General features: G+C 53.1%; 15 protein-coding genes and 1 pseudogene. 7 read left to right on the plus strand and 9 right to left on the minus strand.

Annotated features, from left to right (window positions below; translation table 11 throughout):
* Positions 1 to 202: 202 nt before the first annotated feature.
* Positions 203 to 526 (plus strand): DUF5710 domain-containing protein, encoded by a 324-nt coding sequence (locus H3028_RS21400; RefSeq protein ID WP_309109574.1) that lies wholly within the window; start codon positions 203 to 205, stop codon positions 524 to 526.
* Positions 527 to 880: 354 nt separating this feature from the next.
* On the opposite strand, the gene H3028_RS20240 is transcribed toward H3028_RS21400, so the two are convergent.
* From H3028_RS20240 to H3028_RS20255, 5 genes and pseudogenes are all read right to left on the minus strand, one after another.
* Positions 881 to 1,273: a hypothetical protein gene (locus tag H3028_RS20240; protein WP_181299001.1), complete on the minus strand. Its 393-nt coding sequence runs from the start codon at positions 1,271 to 1,273 to the stop codon at positions 881 to 883.
* Positions 1,274 to 1,511: 238 nt separating this feature from the next.
* The gene (locus H3028_RS20245) at positions 1,512 to 1,712 is read right to left on the minus strand and encodes a hypothetical protein (RefSeq protein ID WP_258237869.1); all 201 of its coding nucleotides are present in this window, start codon (positions 1,710 to 1,712) and stop codon (positions 1,512 to 1,514) included.
* 655 nt (positions 1,713 to 2,367) lie between these two features.
* Positions 2,368 to 2,608: pseudogene (locus tag H3028_RS21685) on the minus strand (integrase); the annotation flags it as partial.
* Positions 2,609 to 2,846: 238 nt separating this feature from the next.
* A complete protein-coding gene (locus H3028_RS20250; protein WP_181299003.1) occupies positions 2,847 to 3,320 on the minus strand; it encodes a hypothetical protein in 474 nt (157 codons plus the stop codon).
* 369 nt (positions 3,321 to 3,689) lie between these two features.
* Positions 3,690 to 4,220 (minus strand): hypothetical protein, encoded by a 531-nt coding sequence (locus H3028_RS20255; RefSeq protein ID WP_181299004.1) that lies wholly within the window; start codon positions 4,218 to 4,220, stop codon positions 3,690 to 3,692.
* Positions 4,221 to 4,541: 321 nt separating this feature from the next.
* Here H3028_RS20255 and H3028_RS20260 point away from each other — a divergent pair, with 321 nt between their 5' ends.
* Together H3028_RS20260 and H3028_RS20265 are read left to right on the plus strand one after the other, a co-directional pair.
* Positions 4,542 to 5,375 (plus strand): YafY family protein, encoded by an 834-nt coding sequence (locus H3028_RS20260; protein ID WP_258237865.1) that lies wholly within the window; start codon positions 4,542 to 4,544, stop codon positions 5,373 to 5,375.
* A 362-nt stretch (positions 5,376 to 5,737) separates the two neighbouring features.
* A complete protein-coding gene (locus tag H3028_RS20265; protein ID WP_181299006.1) occupies positions 5,738 to 6,214 on the plus strand; it encodes a hypothetical protein in 477 nt (158 codons plus the stop codon).
* 177 nt (positions 6,215 to 6,391) lie between these two features.
* Here H3028_RS20265 and H3028_RS20270 read toward each other — a convergent pair whose 3' ends face one another.
* Together H3028_RS20270 and H3028_RS20275 are read right to left on the minus strand one after the other, a co-directional pair.
* Positions 6,392 to 6,589, minus strand: a complete 198-nt coding sequence (locus tag H3028_RS20270) for a hypothetical protein (protein ID WP_258237866.1) — start codon at positions 6,587 to 6,589, stop codon at positions 6,392 to 6,394.
* 391 nt (positions 6,590 to 6,980) lie between these two features.
* Positions 6,981 to 7,337, minus strand: coding sequence for a hypothetical protein (locus tag H3028_RS20275; protein WP_181299008.1), 357 nt, complete (start codon positions 7,335 to 7,337; stop codon positions 6,981 to 6,983).
* A gap of 169 nt (positions 7,338 to 7,506) precedes the next feature.
* Here H3028_RS20275 and H3028_RS20280 point away from each other — a divergent pair, with 169 nt between their 5' ends.
* On the plus strand, positions 7,507 to 7,752 hold the full coding sequence (locus tag H3028_RS20280; protein WP_181299009.1) for a hypothetical protein: 246 nt from the start codon (positions 7,507 to 7,509) through the stop codon (positions 7,750 to 7,752).
* A gap of 12 nt (positions 7,753 to 7,764) precedes the next feature.
* Here H3028_RS20280 and H3028_RS21125 read toward each other — a convergent pair whose 3' ends face one another.
* Positions 7,765 to 8,178 carry a hypothetical protein gene (locus H3028_RS21125; RefSeq protein WP_219920305.1) on the minus strand — a complete coding sequence of 138 codons (414 nt, stop codon included), beginning with the start codon at positions 8,176 to 8,178 and terminating at the stop codon, positions 7,765 to 7,767.
* 574 nt (positions 8,179 to 8,752) lie between these two features.
* On the opposite strand from H3028_RS21125, the gene H3028_RS20290 reads away from it, so the two are divergent.
* The 3 genes from H3028_RS20290 to H3028_RS20300 all read left to right on the plus strand — a co-directional run bounded on the left by H3028_RS20290 (position 8,753) and on the right by H3028_RS20300 (position 13,591).
* Positions 8,753 to 9,577 carry a DUF6602 domain-containing protein gene (locus H3028_RS20290; RefSeq protein WP_181299010.1) on the plus strand — a complete coding sequence of 275 codons (825 nt, stop codon included), beginning with the start codon at positions 8,753 to 8,755 and terminating at the stop codon, positions 9,575 to 9,577.
* A 193-nt stretch (positions 9,578 to 9,770) separates the two neighbouring features.
* Entirely contained in the window at positions 9,771 to 11,414 is a 1,644-nt protein-coding gene (locus tag H3028_RS20295; protein ID WP_309109575.1) for a dsDNA nuclease domain-containing protein, read from the plus strand.
* On the plus strand, positions 11,411 to 13,591 hold the full coding sequence (locus H3028_RS20300) for a DEAD/DEAH box helicase (RefSeq protein WP_181299011.1): 2,181 nt from the start codon (positions 11,411 to 11,413) through the stop codon (positions 13,589 to 13,591). Before H3028_RS20295 ends, H3028_RS20300 begins: the two co-directional genes overlap by 4 nt.
* 176 nt (positions 13,592 to 13,767) lie before the next feature.
* Here H3028_RS20300 and H3028_RS20305 read toward each other — a convergent pair.
* The coding region (locus tag H3028_RS20305) for a M48 family metallopeptidase (protein WP_219920307.1) at positions 13,768 to 15,300 on the minus strand (1,533 nt) is incomplete at its 5' end.

Below are 15,300 nucleotides of genomic sequence, written 5' to 3' on the forward strand. Positions count from 1 at the left end.
AAAAGACCTTCCCGCACCTTGGCTTACCTTCAAGACGCGGACACAGCCGACAGGCAAATGCCGGGCGAGCGGCTGGGATACCGGAACTACACAACCTATGATTGGGGGCTTTCGTAAGGTTGCTCAGCCGATGGGAAGGCTTGCTATCCTCGGACAGAACACTGCCATTGCCGATGCTATTTGATTCTCCAGGAGATCCCGTGTGGCTCGCGTTGAGCTAGACGTTCCGTTTTCCGAAAAGGACGAGGCGAAAGCACTCGGTGCCCGCTGGGATCCGCAAGCGAAGGTCTGGTACGTCCCCGAAGGTAGAGATTCAACACCATTGGCGAGATGGCTCCCCCAGCACGGCGAGTCGGATTTTGAGCCCGAGCCTGAATACCCCCTCCGGTCGCCGTATTACTTTCTTGTCGAGTCGAAATCCGATTGTTGGAAATGCGGCAGCTCAACGCGGTACATGCGTTTATGTTGCCCGAGGGGCACGAGCAGTTCGAATACGCAGACGAGGAGGATGAGGGCTTCACCCTAGGCAGCCCCCGCGGTTACTGGCAGCGCTACGGTGAGAGAGGAAAGGTGTCAAACGTCTATGGCTTGTCTCCCTCGGTATTAGCGCAGCTTCGATCCCATACAAGCCGCTACAAGCCCGCCTACAGCCAGCAGGCTGGCGAAACCTACTACATGAATCATTGCGAGCACTGCGGGGCGAAGCTCGGCGACTTCTATATGCATTCAGAGCGGGTGGTGCTTTTTTTCCGACGTCGCCTGCCCAAGCAAGCACCATGGTCCTGCACAAGGTCGACGCACCGTTCGAGGCCAACGGCAAAATGGGATATACGCTGTTCGGTTTAGGCCAGCTTGAACGAAGTTCACGCCCTATCGTTTTTCAGGTTAGATCCGGGGGACTATCAAGTATGTTCTTCGTAGTGTAGATGATCGCAGCTGAGCTAATTATGACTAGAAGGATTTGGGGGTAATTGCTATCGATAAAAGCCATATACAGCCCAAGCAGGTTCAGCAGCGCTAGCAAGGTCGCTAACACAACTGTGACGACGAGCTTGCCGGACGGTGCGATCAGAGCCGAGACGTACATTAGAACGAAGATCGCTGAGCTAGATACTATCGACTCACCAAAGGCGCTCCAGAAACTCATCTGCCCTGGCGGTTCGGCCCAGATTCCGTTAAATAGCCTAATAACGAATATGGACAGCATTGCAGCAATCACGGCGGCAGGGAAGAAGACTATCCACCTCACTACAGGTTTCTTTAGAAACTCCATTTCACTCACTCTCTTCAGCGACGCTGGCCGGTGCGGCCCTTCGCTTTAGCCAATAATGCCATATGGCTACTACAGCAAGCTAACGTCCCCGAAGAGATGCGCGTAACGAGGCGGTAACCTAGGCACACCGGCGCGCCTAGGCGCGCAAGTCAGAAGACAAGCCGGCGGAACAATCCAGCGGAACTCAACGAAAGACTGAGGAGACGGGCCGTCCAAGGAACGACCCGACCCAAACAGCTCAGACTGTAGCCGCGCAGGATACTGAGCGCCTATACAGCACAACCATCTCGTCGAGCAGCGCCTCTGCGGCATATAGCGTCATCTTCAGCCGCAGGTCGTGGGGATAGAAGCCATCAGGCCCGCCGATCTGCTGCAGCAGATCCTTGACCATATCGGCACGCAGCTCGGCCTCAGCCAGCACAGGCTGTCGTGCAGACACGGCCGCAGACAACGAGGGCGACGAAGGTGATCTTGAACGGTGAGGGAAGGGGAGAAGCCTGGATTCAACGTCAGCCATGGCACACCTCCAAAGAGGCGACACAAAACAAAGTTGATGAATCAAGGTGGAGCGCGGGCGTAAAAAGGATGTATCGCATGCTGATGGTGCTCCTTGGTTCGATTAAGGAGCCACAACCACCCGTTGTCACGCGGAATGGAGGTGGACCGCACGGGGGTGACAACCGGGAACCAAGGGAACCGGCCAGGCCGAAGCCTGCCCCGCACGGCCCACCATAGACAAGCGATAGCCGACACTGAAGTGCTGGCTAGCCGCTATGGCGCTACCGCGCCTAGTTCCCGAGTTGTCACGCCCGGTCGTGGGATTTACCACGACGGGCGCAGTCTAGCGCGGGGGTTGGAGAAGGGCAAACATGCTGGGGAGCAGTGGGGAGGAGGCCTGGTGAATCTCGTCGAGGTCGGATTCGCATGGCGGCTCTCGGCCAGTAGCTGCCCTTCAGGCAAGGTTGCTTCCGGCCAGAAGCGGACACTCGAATTTATCTAGGATATGTGGGCCGCTTCATACTGCTAGCTGTATCTTAAGCTCGATAGCTAAACCGTACCGGTCGCCGGGTTTCCTGCTGCATTACAATGGCTCATGCTGACAGTTGAGTTCCGTGGACGATGTCGCGAACCCGGAGCTTCGTTAGATCATAAGCCCGAATCCTGCTTTCGATGGCAAGATCAAACAGAGCGAGATCCCGAGTTTCTCTCCGATCTGGAGCCTGATTCGGATAGCCCAAATTCTCTGAGCCGAAGTGGTACTTGTCTGCCCGATTAGCTTTCCTTGTTTTAAGGTTCGTGGCGACGGTAGCTAACCGACCCACAGCCGCCAGCCACGACCAGCGGGCTGCGGTCACCCAGGTGACCAACTGTATTAGGTCGCGTCATTCAACGACGGGTTGCCGCCTACGGTGACCGAAGAAAATTTAACGCAGTGTCCGGAATTAGTTGACCACTACATCAGGCTTATCAGCAAGTCACAAATCTTTCCACCATGCGGCGCAACTGCAATGCTAAGGAATGGCTTCCATCGGAGGCGAACTATCATGTTTTGCATATGTGTCAACGAAAGGGTTTAACGACAAAACCATGCGTACACGTCTGTAGGGATTATATCTGGTTGCCGACCGGAAGTGCGCAGAGCTATTTGTCGACTCATTCGCCAATAAACAAGCTCGGTGACATCACGAATAATCGGCAAGGGGTAAGTCGGATCGCCATACTTTATAGCAAGACAATCGAATTGATTTTTTACGTCTTGCTCCAAATACAGGTACTCGAAAATCTGCTCAACGCTAATTGGGCGAAAGGCTCTGTACTGAAAGCTACCAATAAGGCGTACTAGCTCATTCAGAGCCGTATCGTCTTCATAGGCCAAATAGGCCAGAACAGATTGCATGATATCGACTGCATGCTCGGCACAGTCATTCTGTATGCGATGAAGGAAGTGATCTTTCCGGCTCTCCAGCCAGAGACTGAGCCTAGAGAACTTAGGGCTAGCCAAGCCCTTTGAGAGAATCCCTGAACATAATTTTTTTAGCTGGTTCACTATAAGTGGCTCCTTATTCGATGTGCCATAAGTGTGTCGCTCCTCCAGCGCTACACTGAGGTTCTGAATAACAGTCTTCCGCACTGCCAAGTTTACGCAGGCGACACTGCGGTGCTGCCATATTTCATGACCAACGCCTCTAGCGTGATTCCGTCCCCAGAAGCGCTACCACCGTATTCCGCCCGCTGATGCCTACAAGGGGGGCGATTGTCGTTATCTCCATAACTGCGGGGGCTCCTATGGGTCGGAAGTGGTTGCAGTGAGCGACTGCTTTTGGCCGGAAGCAGCCACTGGTAACGACACTACAGGGCCGGTTCTCTATTTCCTCTTAGCCATAGCATCTGAGTAATAACGTGTTTGGCAGGTAGTTCATAAAACATCGGCGCTGCCTTTCCCAGGGTGTGGAGATTTCATTTCTAATTGATGAATGGCATGCACGTCTAGCCATACTCGCTCTATTTCGAGTACCTTATACCAATCAAGTCCATGATGATCGTGCAGGTCGTGAAATGACCAGCAGATGCGCTCTTCATTGAGGCGAGGAATGTCTTCTACCCCATCGCGCCAGTTGTAATGGAATAGCGCGAATATTTCTAACGCTTGCTCTGGCGTCGGGTTGAGATAGTAAAATTTGAGCGGCGGCATAAAGATAAAGTCGGCTTGAAGTATCAGTTCTTCTTGCCCTTGTTCCGAGTACTCAGCACGGTAGTAGCCGATTTTGCTTTCAAGCTCGAAGTCTTCCTCTGCAGCCCAGTCAGAGAGGGTAGGTCTGTTTCGGAAGTCTTCGACAAGCTTTTTTGCACGCTGAATGCACCAATATTCCAATTGAGTGAGTTGCCTATTTAGGGAAATAAGGCGTTCAATTTGCGCATGAGAGAATGCTGGAACGTTGCGGCGCATAATGAAATGCTCCTCTGCTTTCCGTCATTTTTCACTACCGCCACGACAACATGCGTCGCACCTCCATGCGACACATTTCGTCGCAGCTTGATGCACAATCACGCCACGCCAATCTCACACCTAGATGCAAGGGTCGCTATCGTGCCGTCCAATAAGAGCAGGGATACTCTCAGCCGCCAGTGGGAGCTGTTGAAACTACTACCCACCACGGGCAGTGGAGAAACTGCGAGCTCACTCCAACGCCGTCTAGCCGAGATGGGCTTTCCTACCACCAAACGCACGGTTGAGCGCGACCTGGTGGACTTGTCGAGCGTCTTTCCCTTGCGTATCAACGACAAGAGCAAGCCATATGGCTTTAGCTGGTCACCACCAACCAGCCTGCAACTGTCAGCTATCAGTGTTTATGAGGCGTTGACCTTGCAACTGGTGCAGGAAATGCTTCGGCCACTGATGCCCACCGCAATGCTTACTGCGCTGCAGCCGCATTTCGAGCAGGCAAACAAAAAGCTAAAGGCACTAGCCCGAATATCGCCAATTGCGGATTGGCCTAGCAAGGTCGCGAGCGTACCGGCCTATCTGCCGTTGATACCTCCTCAGATTGATACCGCCACGCTTGCGCTCGTTCAGCAGGCACTGCTCGAAGAGAAGGCTTTCAAATGCCGCTATTACTCCGCTCATCGAGATCTGGTTAGCGCACTGACACTTTCGCCGCTGGGCTTGGTTCAACGAGGAAACATTACGTATCTCATTGCGACAGCGCCCCCTCATGTAGATGTGCGGCAGTTTGCGTTGCACCGAATCTGCAATCCCGAACTGCTGGATATCCCTAGCGAGCCCTCCAACGGGTTCGATTTGCATGACTACGCCACGTCCGGAGCGATGCAATTTGGCGACAATGTTGGCCGTACCATCACCCTTGAGGCATGGGTGAATACCGGCCTCCTAGGGCTACTTCGGGAGACACCTCTTTCCGAGGATATGCAAGCGATGTCCGATGAGGACGGAGGCTGGATACGTGCGACTGTGGCGGACAGCTGGGAACTGGAATGGTGGTTGTTATCGCACACTGGATCGATTGCCGTAACAGCGCCTGAGACACTCAGGCAGCGCCTGCTGCAGCGTTTGCGCCGTGGTCTGGAGCTTTACGACGAGTAACGTCGATGTGCTTTCTTAAGGCAGCTGGGCAGCTCCGGAGTGCTACCCGTGTAGTGTCAGCCGTGCTGCTTTGCGGCTCCTCGCCTCTATGGTAGCGTTAAGCCACCAGCACTGATGGCAACTAACTTTTAGCAGGTGCCACTTCAATAATGTTCATCTAGCAGCTGCGCTTCCCGGCGATGCAAGGGAAAAGTGGCGACCAGCATATTCACATTAGCTCCGAAGCATCTGCACAGGGTCGACATGTACCTGCATAAGGGGCTCAGGAGAATGGCTAAATAGCTGTGTTGAACATACTTGAATATTTAATTAACCATCTAAGCATCTCCATAAATTAGACACACACAAAAAACAGGACTAAAATGACAACACCTGAATGGATTAAACTTTTTGATAATGCATTTCAATGCATGGGGGAGAGACTCGAGCAAGTACTTCAGCTAAATAGCTGCCGAGAGCATTGGATTCAAGCCGAGATTAGCCTCCATGCCTGGTTCAAGGATGAAGTAGAGATCTGGACGGATTTCCCTATTGGAGGCAACCGCAAAGCCGATTTATATGCAGAAGATGGTGAGGGATCGATCTCAATGGTTGCTGAGGTTAAATGTCTCAGCGACTTCTCACAAGCCAAGTGCCTAGAAGGAGATTGGTCAGTGCGCTCCGACATTGATCGTCTTCACTCTATTCAGAGCCCCACTCGGCTCTTTGTTCTTGTGATCGAAAAAAATGAGGTGGAGACAAACATAGGACGAGCCTTGCGTACGGAGGCATGGGTAGGGGGAAAGTCCCCACACGAGCTTGACTTGGGATTTTGTCTAATTCGTATATGGGCTATTTGATTCTATTCTTGATCCCCTGCCCGTACTTCCTGCAGGGGCTTCAAAAAATTAAAGCTATAAGCTTTTTATGTAATCTGGCGAAGACAACGAATAATCTCTAGTGTGTCTAGAGCTGCTCGCGTGTGAATGCCTGACGCTGCGCCTTATAACAATACCTCTCTAGTCCCGTAAGCAATCTCAGCGCAGCCAAATTCTCCACATCCCCTTAGCACCCTCTTCAGTCCAGCCACCCTCGAGTAGCGCTGACCCATCGAATGTATGCAGGGTTGCCCTGCCATCGAAACCCACTGCATGCAGTTCATAATGCCCAGGGCCTTTTTCATGTCCTTTGTAAATGACCGGTTCGCCGTCACTCATGTATTCGACAATGATCATGCCGGCCTCAACCCTGACTTGGCATGGGTCATCTAAGGTGACATGAGTGGATCTATAGGTTTCCATGCGTGAGTCGGGGTAAAGCATGGAGGGGTTCTTCCTCAATGTTTTGATAAAGGCCTTGAGTCCGAGCGGCAGCTTGGTGAATCGGCCCTTGTCGTAGACTGCTTGACCAGCATTCCGAGCGCCGTAGCAAGAGCGCTCTCACGTCGCTTCGATGCCATAATACACTTGCGATAACAGCGTTGCGCTAGTACTAAGGCGGGAGCTGTCGCAGTAATGCTGACGATGCTTTCAGTGAGGTTTTCTTGCAACGGTGGGTACCACCAACCCAGGGATAGCAATGCAAAAGCCCACTGCCGACTGATGCACTCAATTTCCGGAGCGTCCTTCATAGGCAAAAGCTTCGCGGATCTGGCAGGTGCATGGCACAGCGCACCAGGGTGCCGAAGTGATTTTCGGGGAAGCCGCATACTTCGCGTACACGAGCACTCATCGTAATACTCGGTTCGCAACCGGCAGCAACAGCAACAGTTTGAGCAGTTATACCAAGCTGAAGGGCGCCGAACTTCTCCTTGGACATTCGTATTTTTGTAGCGGGACGGTGTGCCAGTTCCGCCTGGCGAGCCAACTGCTCGCCCAGCGCATCCAAGATACCGAACCAGCCATCGCCGCACTTAGTACGCAAAGTGCTTCCATAAATGGCGGGATGACACATGCGTAGGGCCTGAATCGCATCCGGATGCATTACTATTCTCAGAGAACGGTTTCGAAACTGTCGGCGATAGCTGGAGATGGCGTTCCGCATCAATGTAAACAGTGACAGCTTAGGCTCGGGACTGAATTGCTTCTATTGACGGTTAGCGACCACTGCTCTAGCTAGCCATCCTTGTCTTCCCACACCTGGAGGACTTGCCATGAACATCATCGCTACCTGCAGCCGTCAGCCCTGGAATAAAGGAAAATTGGCCGGGCAGACAAGCCCGCGGTGCCGGACGCTCTACTCGAACATCCTCTGTGGCATCGAGTTATCCCTTCCCTTATACAACGACGTGGAGAAGGCGCTGGAAAGCCGATCGCCGCACCTGATGGTGCATAAATTCGGCATGAGATCGCCAGTGTTCCCTGGCCGCATCTCGTGCTGTTGGGTGAACCGGTTCTGAACTCAACGCCATTCAGAAATTTTTAGCCCATTTATCCCAGAAGCCGGGCTCATCGTGCTCGGCATTCTTCATCGCAACATCCAACGGAAGGTAGCAAAATTGCACCTTGTCGAACCGCACCGTGCGGTCTGGATGCTCCAAAAAGGCTTCGAGCTTTCTATACTCTGGCAAGGTGTTGTCGAGGGGAAGGTCAATGTAGATTTGCCCGGAGTACGGCAGCAGTGCATTGACGCATGCAATACCAGCGCATTCCGACCAGGCGATCCGGGTTTCGTCTAGCCACTTTATGATGTCGATTCGACCAAGATGCTCTTCGAAGTCAGGCACATGAAAAAGCTCTGAACTTTTATCTTCGAAAGTAAGGAAAAGAACGCCACGTCCCTTCGATCGCGCAATAGCGTCAATGTGCTGCAACAGGCCCGGCATAGTGCCCCCCTTTACCCAGCAACTTTTGGAAGCGCCAAGCTTAACGAACGTAGAGGATTTGGTGGAGGCTCTAGAGGCGGATTTGAGAAAGATTTGTTAGCGCCAGCATGCGGAAAGAGGGGTGAGGTTCCTCTCAATCAGATGAGCGCAAGTCCAGCCTCGGATCGGCCGCTATTGGCCGGTTCCTGCCTGTCGCCAACAAGCAGGAACCGGCTAATAGCTGCAGTGGCGATGAAGTTTCAGTGCGGCTCTTGGCACTTAGGTGTGGGCTTGGAGCCCAGCTACTTTGATCAAGTGTCGAGCCTCCGGGGACTGGCTGATCGGCCACCTCAACTCCAGCACACTTCAACCCTGTGTGATCGCCGTTTGCGCTGAGGGGTACTACGGTCAATTCGACGCATTTTAGCCTGCCGTTCGTACGCGCTTTGCCGTTTTTGGTGCATTTATCCGCGTTATCAGAGCACGTGTTGGGCTTGAGGAATCTATAGGTAATATTCGCCTGGTTCGACGTCATCAGTTTTTGGCGGCTGAGAGGCACTTGATTGGTGTTGTCCACGAAATGGCAGGAGGGAGAATGGGTTCGTACGGCGGGTACATCGAGAGACTGGCCAGGAAAGTAGAGGCTCGTCTGCAGGATATTGAAGCGATCTACAACTTCGACTTAGGGGACGAGTTTGAACTCGCAATCTGCGCCCTGTTGGAGGATCTGCTGCCCGCGAAATATGGCTTATGTCGAGGTTTTGTCGTTGCTGAGGACGGCTCAACCGCTGGGGATGACGTCATCATCTACGACAGGATGGCTAGCCCCATTTTGCGTCCTGGCATGAGCCGTCAGTTTCCAGTCAAGGAGCAGATTCCGGTTGATGCGGTGTATGCCTACATCGAGTGCAAGCATTCCATATCGGATGCAGCTGTATTAGAAAAAGCCATCAGCCAAACCGAAGCCGTGAAGAGACTGGTGCTGACCCGGCGATCTCTATCCAATCCTGACTACGAGGCAGAAGGGCCAAGATACGGCAATAAGGTACGTGACTGGCCGAGAGAGTTTCCGCCGCTCAAGAATCAACCGTTCTGCGCAGTGTTTTCTCGCAAATACTCTTCTGACGTTGTCCTTCCGTGCGCAGTTGGGGATGAGTACACGCCAGATTTGCTGATTCTTGGGAATGACTACATCGCGACTCAGACCATTAATCTAGGCCCAGACGGCATCAAGTCCTCGCTCTTCTATGACACCAAATATTGGTCGGGGCTTCGTGTGGAGCCCGCCGTCGGTAATGCGTACGGCCTGGGGCTTGTAGTGCTCCTTCAAGCGCTGAGTTGGATTGATTTGCTTCCGATTGATTGGTCTGGAACTCTGAACACGTCATTCCTGCACAATTTGCTCAATCGCAAGGCCTGACACCAAGCAATTTGGATTTTAATCGCCATGGCTGAAGTCGCAGGTGATTACCTTGACTATTTTGGGGGGCAAGTCGTTCCGGCGCTTCGGGTTAACAGTCTTCGGATTGATCCACATGACCGTGGTGGCCCAACAAAATAAGGCAATGTGCCATCTGTAATCTGGACGCAGAGAGGCTATTGCCATAAATTCCATGGCCAAAGCTGCCATGGATGTCGAGATGGAACCTAATGACGCTGGCGGAGTCGCTGCCAAGCACGGCTTCATCTTCCAGGATTGTGTCGCCGCCTATTACGTCACTCAAATGCTGCGTGACAAAAAAATTCAACGTATTCGATGTGAAGTCGCAGACGATATTGATGTCGTCTGTGACGACTTCGTCGAATTCGTGCAGGTGAAAACGACCACGAAGGCCCATTGGGCAAGAAACGATCTTTTAGTCCTCAGCAAAGGTGCCGACAAAAAGAAGATTCCAGGCAGCTCAATCATGCATAAGTCCATGAAGAGCGAACCCTCACTTACCGTGCCTAGAAAATTCAGGATCGTCACAGAGCATCCGGTCAACGTCACTCTTGAGTACCTGCTCATCAACCATGACGAGCGCGCCGGAAAACCTGGGCGCGAAGATCTAGTCGACTACCTGAATGGTAAGACCAACAGCTATGTCGCCCCCAGTGGAGTGAACGTAGCGGCCTGGGTAGACGCTACGCTCTGGGAAGTGTTCCGAACCATGCGCGAGATCGAGCTGCTGGGGATCAGCAACATTCGAAGAGCGGCGTATGACCTTCACGGTGTGATATTGAGCACAGAGGCCTCGGCAGAGGACATCTGGCGAGACATTCTGGACACGGTTACCCGCAAAGGAGCTTTGTCGCGCAGAATCCACTCCGTCGACAGCAAATCCTACCTTCGCGCAGATTTGAATAAGTGGTTCGAAGTTCTGGTCGAGGAGGATCAGAAGCGAGCAGGTCGTAAGGTCTACGTCAAACGCCAGCTACCTCACATCCTGGTTCCGTTTCGCAATCCGCTGGCTACCTCGTGCGCCAGGCGGAATGGTCGTGTTCTGCACCAGCAGTACAGTCTCACGCGCTACCGCTACAAACACATCGTCGACAACGTGTGTAAATGGCTGGATGAGGTGTTCCTTCGCCCCAATGAACTCGCAGACATCAATAAGTTGTCGCTTGTCGAGCAAGGTCAACGTTTAAGGAGCACTGTGTTCGCCTCCTTGGCAGACGTTCGTTCATTCCTGGGGCGAGTGCTTCTTCATGCCACGATACGGCAGATGCACGCGAGCCAGCCCATTCCGTGCTTGCTTTATCTTGAAGGCCAGAACGAAGCAAAAGTCCTTGAGAACGTCCATATCGTTCGGCGAGACCCGGAAGGCGATCAGCTATGGGTTGGCTTCAGTGAGCTCGTGACTGCTGCCAATATCACCACGCGCCTGCCTGAGATCCGCGAGGAACTCTATGAGGAGATCAGCGGGTGTTTCAGTAACGCTCGGGGCAAGATTCTAGATATCAAGGATGATAGCTACCTGCTGCGTCATGACATCGACGTCATCCTCGACGAGAGCACCCCGTTCGATGCACACCTGGATCGATTCAGATTTGTCGTGTTCGTCGGATACGATTCTTCGCTGCTGACCGATCCCGAAACTCCTGGGCATGAAGATAACTTGGAGCGGGAGACGGCTGCTCTGTTCGAAGCATTTGCCGACGATCTTAAACACAATCCGACGTTCGCAAAGCTCACGATCGATGTGTTCATCTATCCCGCGCCAAGCCTGGAGATTTTGACCCAGTTAGTGGACGAACAGGTCAGGAAGGCCGTATGAAAGACGTTTACGATGTAGCCAAACAGAGCTTGGATGGGGATGGGTTCTCAGCGTTCCGGTACCTGGCTACGGTCAACTCCCTATTGTCTAACCCAGTCTCCACCTCCCTCGGCAGAGACCTGACGATTAGGGCGCTCGATGCCCGTGAAAAGTTTATCGACCATGCTGCAATTTTGCGCAACATGGTCAGGAAGGCTGGGCTGTTCCCTTACCTGAAGAAAGAGTTTTCTGACCTTTCCCAAGGGGATCGGATCGCTCTGGATGTGTACCGAACGCCGTTCTCTGAAGACTACGTCTTCCACTCGATGCAGTTTCGAATTTTCGACTTACTCAAGGATGGCCGCAACGTCGTGCTCAGTGCTCCAACCAGCATGGGTAAGAGCGCTATCGTCGACTCGCTGCTAGGGCTCGGACGCCTTAAACGTGTCGTACTAGTGGTACCTACCGTTGCGTTAGCTGACGAGACGCGCAGGCGTTTTCAAGAACGCTTTGGTGAGGTCTATCAGATTATCCACCACAGCTCGCAAGAGTGCCGTAGTGAGTGGGTCGTGTACGTCCTGACCCAAGAGCGGGTCAACGAGCGAGAGGACATCAAGGCCATCGATCTTTTTGTCATCGACGAGTTTTACAAACTGGCTTTTCAGCAGCTCAAAAATGGCAGCACGGACTTCAAGGACGAGCGGGTCATTGAGCTGAATATTGCTCTTAGCAAGCTGCTGAAGGTGTCCAAGCAGTTCTACCTCACCGGGCCCTTCGTAAACAGTATTCGGGGCTTGACGGAGCTAGGCCACGACCACACGTTCATCTCCGCTGATTTCAACACCGTGGCCGTCGATGTACAGACGTTCGGTGTAAGTCCCGATGACGATGCGGGCAAGCTGAAAATGCTGGCGACTATCGCACCTCAGTGCAAAGGAGCCACGATCATCTACTGCAAGTCATCTAAAGTAGCAGGGAAGGTTGCCCGCGAGCTCGTCCGGCTTGGGTACGGCCAGCCATTCCAGAGTGAGCATATTGACTGGGTTGCCGAGGAATTTGACCCCGAATGGGACTACACCTATGCCCTAAGGAACGGTATTGGCCTGCATTTCGGCGGCCTCCCTCGTGCTCTTCAGCAGTACACCGCTGACCGGTTCAATGCCGGCGACCTGCGCTTTCTACTGTGCACTTCCACCATCATTGAGGGGGTGAATACGATTGCGAAAAATGTCGTCATCTACGACAACCGAAACGGAACACGCGCAATCGACAAGTTCACTCATGGCAATATCAAAGGCCGTGCAGGCCGGATGGGCATCCATTTCGTAGGCAAGGTGTTTTGCTTGGAAGATGTTCCGCAAGACAACCTGAATCAGGAGGTCGATGTGCCTCTGGGGATTCAGGATGCAGATACTCCTCTGAACCTGCTCGCGAGTGCGCAGCCCGATCACCTGACTGAATATTCCCAAGGAAGGTTCGAAGCCGCATTTTCCCAGGATCGGTTTTCTATCGATCTGGTCAAGAAGCACTCCTACTTCCGTATGGAGCAGTTCGAGCAGTTATACAGCATGGTCGAAATGCTCAGTGAGGACGAGTTCGAGTCGCTCGTGTTCCACTGGTCACCAGCGACTGGTTTTTTGAAAACCCTGGCCAATATCAGCAGCAAGCTTGTGCCCAAGGCGTTCACCGCTAATGGGCTGACGACCAAATACCCAGATACCATTCTGGCCAAACTGACGAGCTATCAGAAAGCAGAAAGTTACTCGGCATATCTGAAAGGTCAGATTGATTACACCAAGCTGCGGCTCAAGGCAGGTGAGGAGGTAAACCTTTCCACGACGCTCAACAATGATCTGAAGCTGGTGAGCAATACCTTCGGCTATACCATCCCTAAGGTATTGGGGCTGCTGGAAGACGTAGTTCGCTTGCACGCGATCAAGAAAGGCGTTCGCGCTAAAGTTGACTACAGCCACGTCAGAATGACTTTTGAGAACCTCCATCTCCCTTCAGGGGTGAATGCGCTTGAGGAAATAGGCATTCCCATTCAGACGCTGCACCGTATGTCTGAGCTGCTGGACTTCCCAGAAGGGGCAGGGGTAGATGAGTTGGCAGATTATCTTCGGCAGAACGAGCAAGCCTGGGAGTTTATGGGAGAGGTCGACCAGAGCTTCGTCAGACGCGCTTTGGGAGCGGCATGAAGGTAGGGGAGTGTTTCAATTTGGTGAGCGATCTGGGCTTAAACGACTCTAGGCTGGGCGCTCACGCATGGCGCACTTGGCTGGGCGATGTGGTTGCTTGATCGCCATTGTGCCAGTAAGCAATCCATGGCGATCAAGGCCCCTTTTCAGAGGCATTGCGTTCGAATGTCGCGCAGTCAGAGCCAGCGGCGTTGTAGCCGCGTGACTTCCTCCATAAACCGGTTATAGAAGCGGCCTTTGGGGGCAAGGCGTAGTGCTCGATCGATACACTCCTGAGCCTTAATCACGTTCTGGGGCTCACTATTGATATAGGCATAAGTCTTTTGCAGCTCACATAGGTGCTTCGGCTTGCCTAGCTCCTCTGCTGTGTTGAGGTGTTCAAGAGCATTGGCCTCATCACCAATCCGGCTCTCGATCATGCCCAAGGTAAAGTACACCTCCGCTTCACCAGGAAGGAGATCCTTCGCTTTACGCGACTGCTCCAGCGCAGCAGGCAAATGGCGCTTGCGCATTAGAGTGTATGCATACCGATCAAAGAGCCAGCCATTCTTGGGGTCTTCGAGCACTGCCGTCTCGTAGTACTCACAAGCGGCGGTGTAGTTGCCTTCGTTGTAGCTTTTCCAGGCAGCGCGCGCAGCGGGGGTGCGGAATGCTTCAATCGCACGGTCAGATACTTTGGCTTCGGCGCTGTTTAGAAACTCTTGGTAGCGGCGCTTAACCCAGTTGACGTCATCATCGGTCGGCTCCCGCTTGCCGTCTGTAACTTCGTAGCGCTCCACGCAGTAGTTGTAAAACTCGGAACTTAGGCTGACCTGCAAGGTCCCCTCAACCCTAGAGAAGCTACCGATGCCACGGCTCTCTTCAATCGCTTCACTCGCAGCGGCAACTGTCACACCAGTTCGCTGACAGCAAAGTTGGAAAAGGTACTGGTCGTGGTTGTCCCCAAGTCGGCTCATAAGCAGAAGGACGCGTCGAAGATCTGAAGTGAGACGGCTCCATGCGTCGTCATACAAAAACTGCCCAAGATCTTGGCGCTGCATCTTCTGCACACGTTGAAATGCTGCTTCAAGCCCTGTTCCTTGGGTGGCGGCAGCTTGGGCAAAGACTTCCAAGGCGATCGGTTTGTTGATTAAAGCCCGAGAATATCTTTTAAGCGTTGCAGGGCCGGCCTGCGCAATAGCATTGCATCCAAGGGTTACGCCCCGTTTCAGGAATTCTGCCCCCTCGTCGTCATTCCAGTTCTCGGTTTGAACCGGAAGAGCCTCAATCAACTCACGACGACGTGATGTCAGAATGACCCTGCCGACTCGTCTGGTCAGTTCGTTGATTTGAGCTGCGAGTGCCCTCACGTCGGCATCGCTGTTGGCCATGGTCTCAGTGTTGTCGAGAATGATCAGGTGGTTGTCTCGTGACACTTCGAATTCGGCTTGAAGTGTCGCAAGTTTTTGCACCACCTCTTTGGGCGCTTTCTCAAACCACGAGCGGTCGAGCTTTGGTGTCGTGAGCATTCGAGCAACATCCAGCACGACATCAGCGACGCCGATTTCCTGGACAGAGATCTGCTCCAAGCCGCTGAGTCCCCACCGGGTTTTTTTAGCCGTATAAAAAGTAATTATCTCAGGCTTCCACTGAATTCGCGTTTTACCGTCGAGCCAGCGGTGGAGGAACTCTACTGCCCGGGCACTGGGAAGGTGATTTGTTGTGTGGCA

It is taken from the genome of Pseudomonas sp. Q2-TVG4-2, from assembly GCF_013620795.1.
Lineage (GTDB): Bacteria > Pseudomonadota > Gammaproteobacteria > Pseudomonadales > Pseudomonadaceae > Stutzerimonas.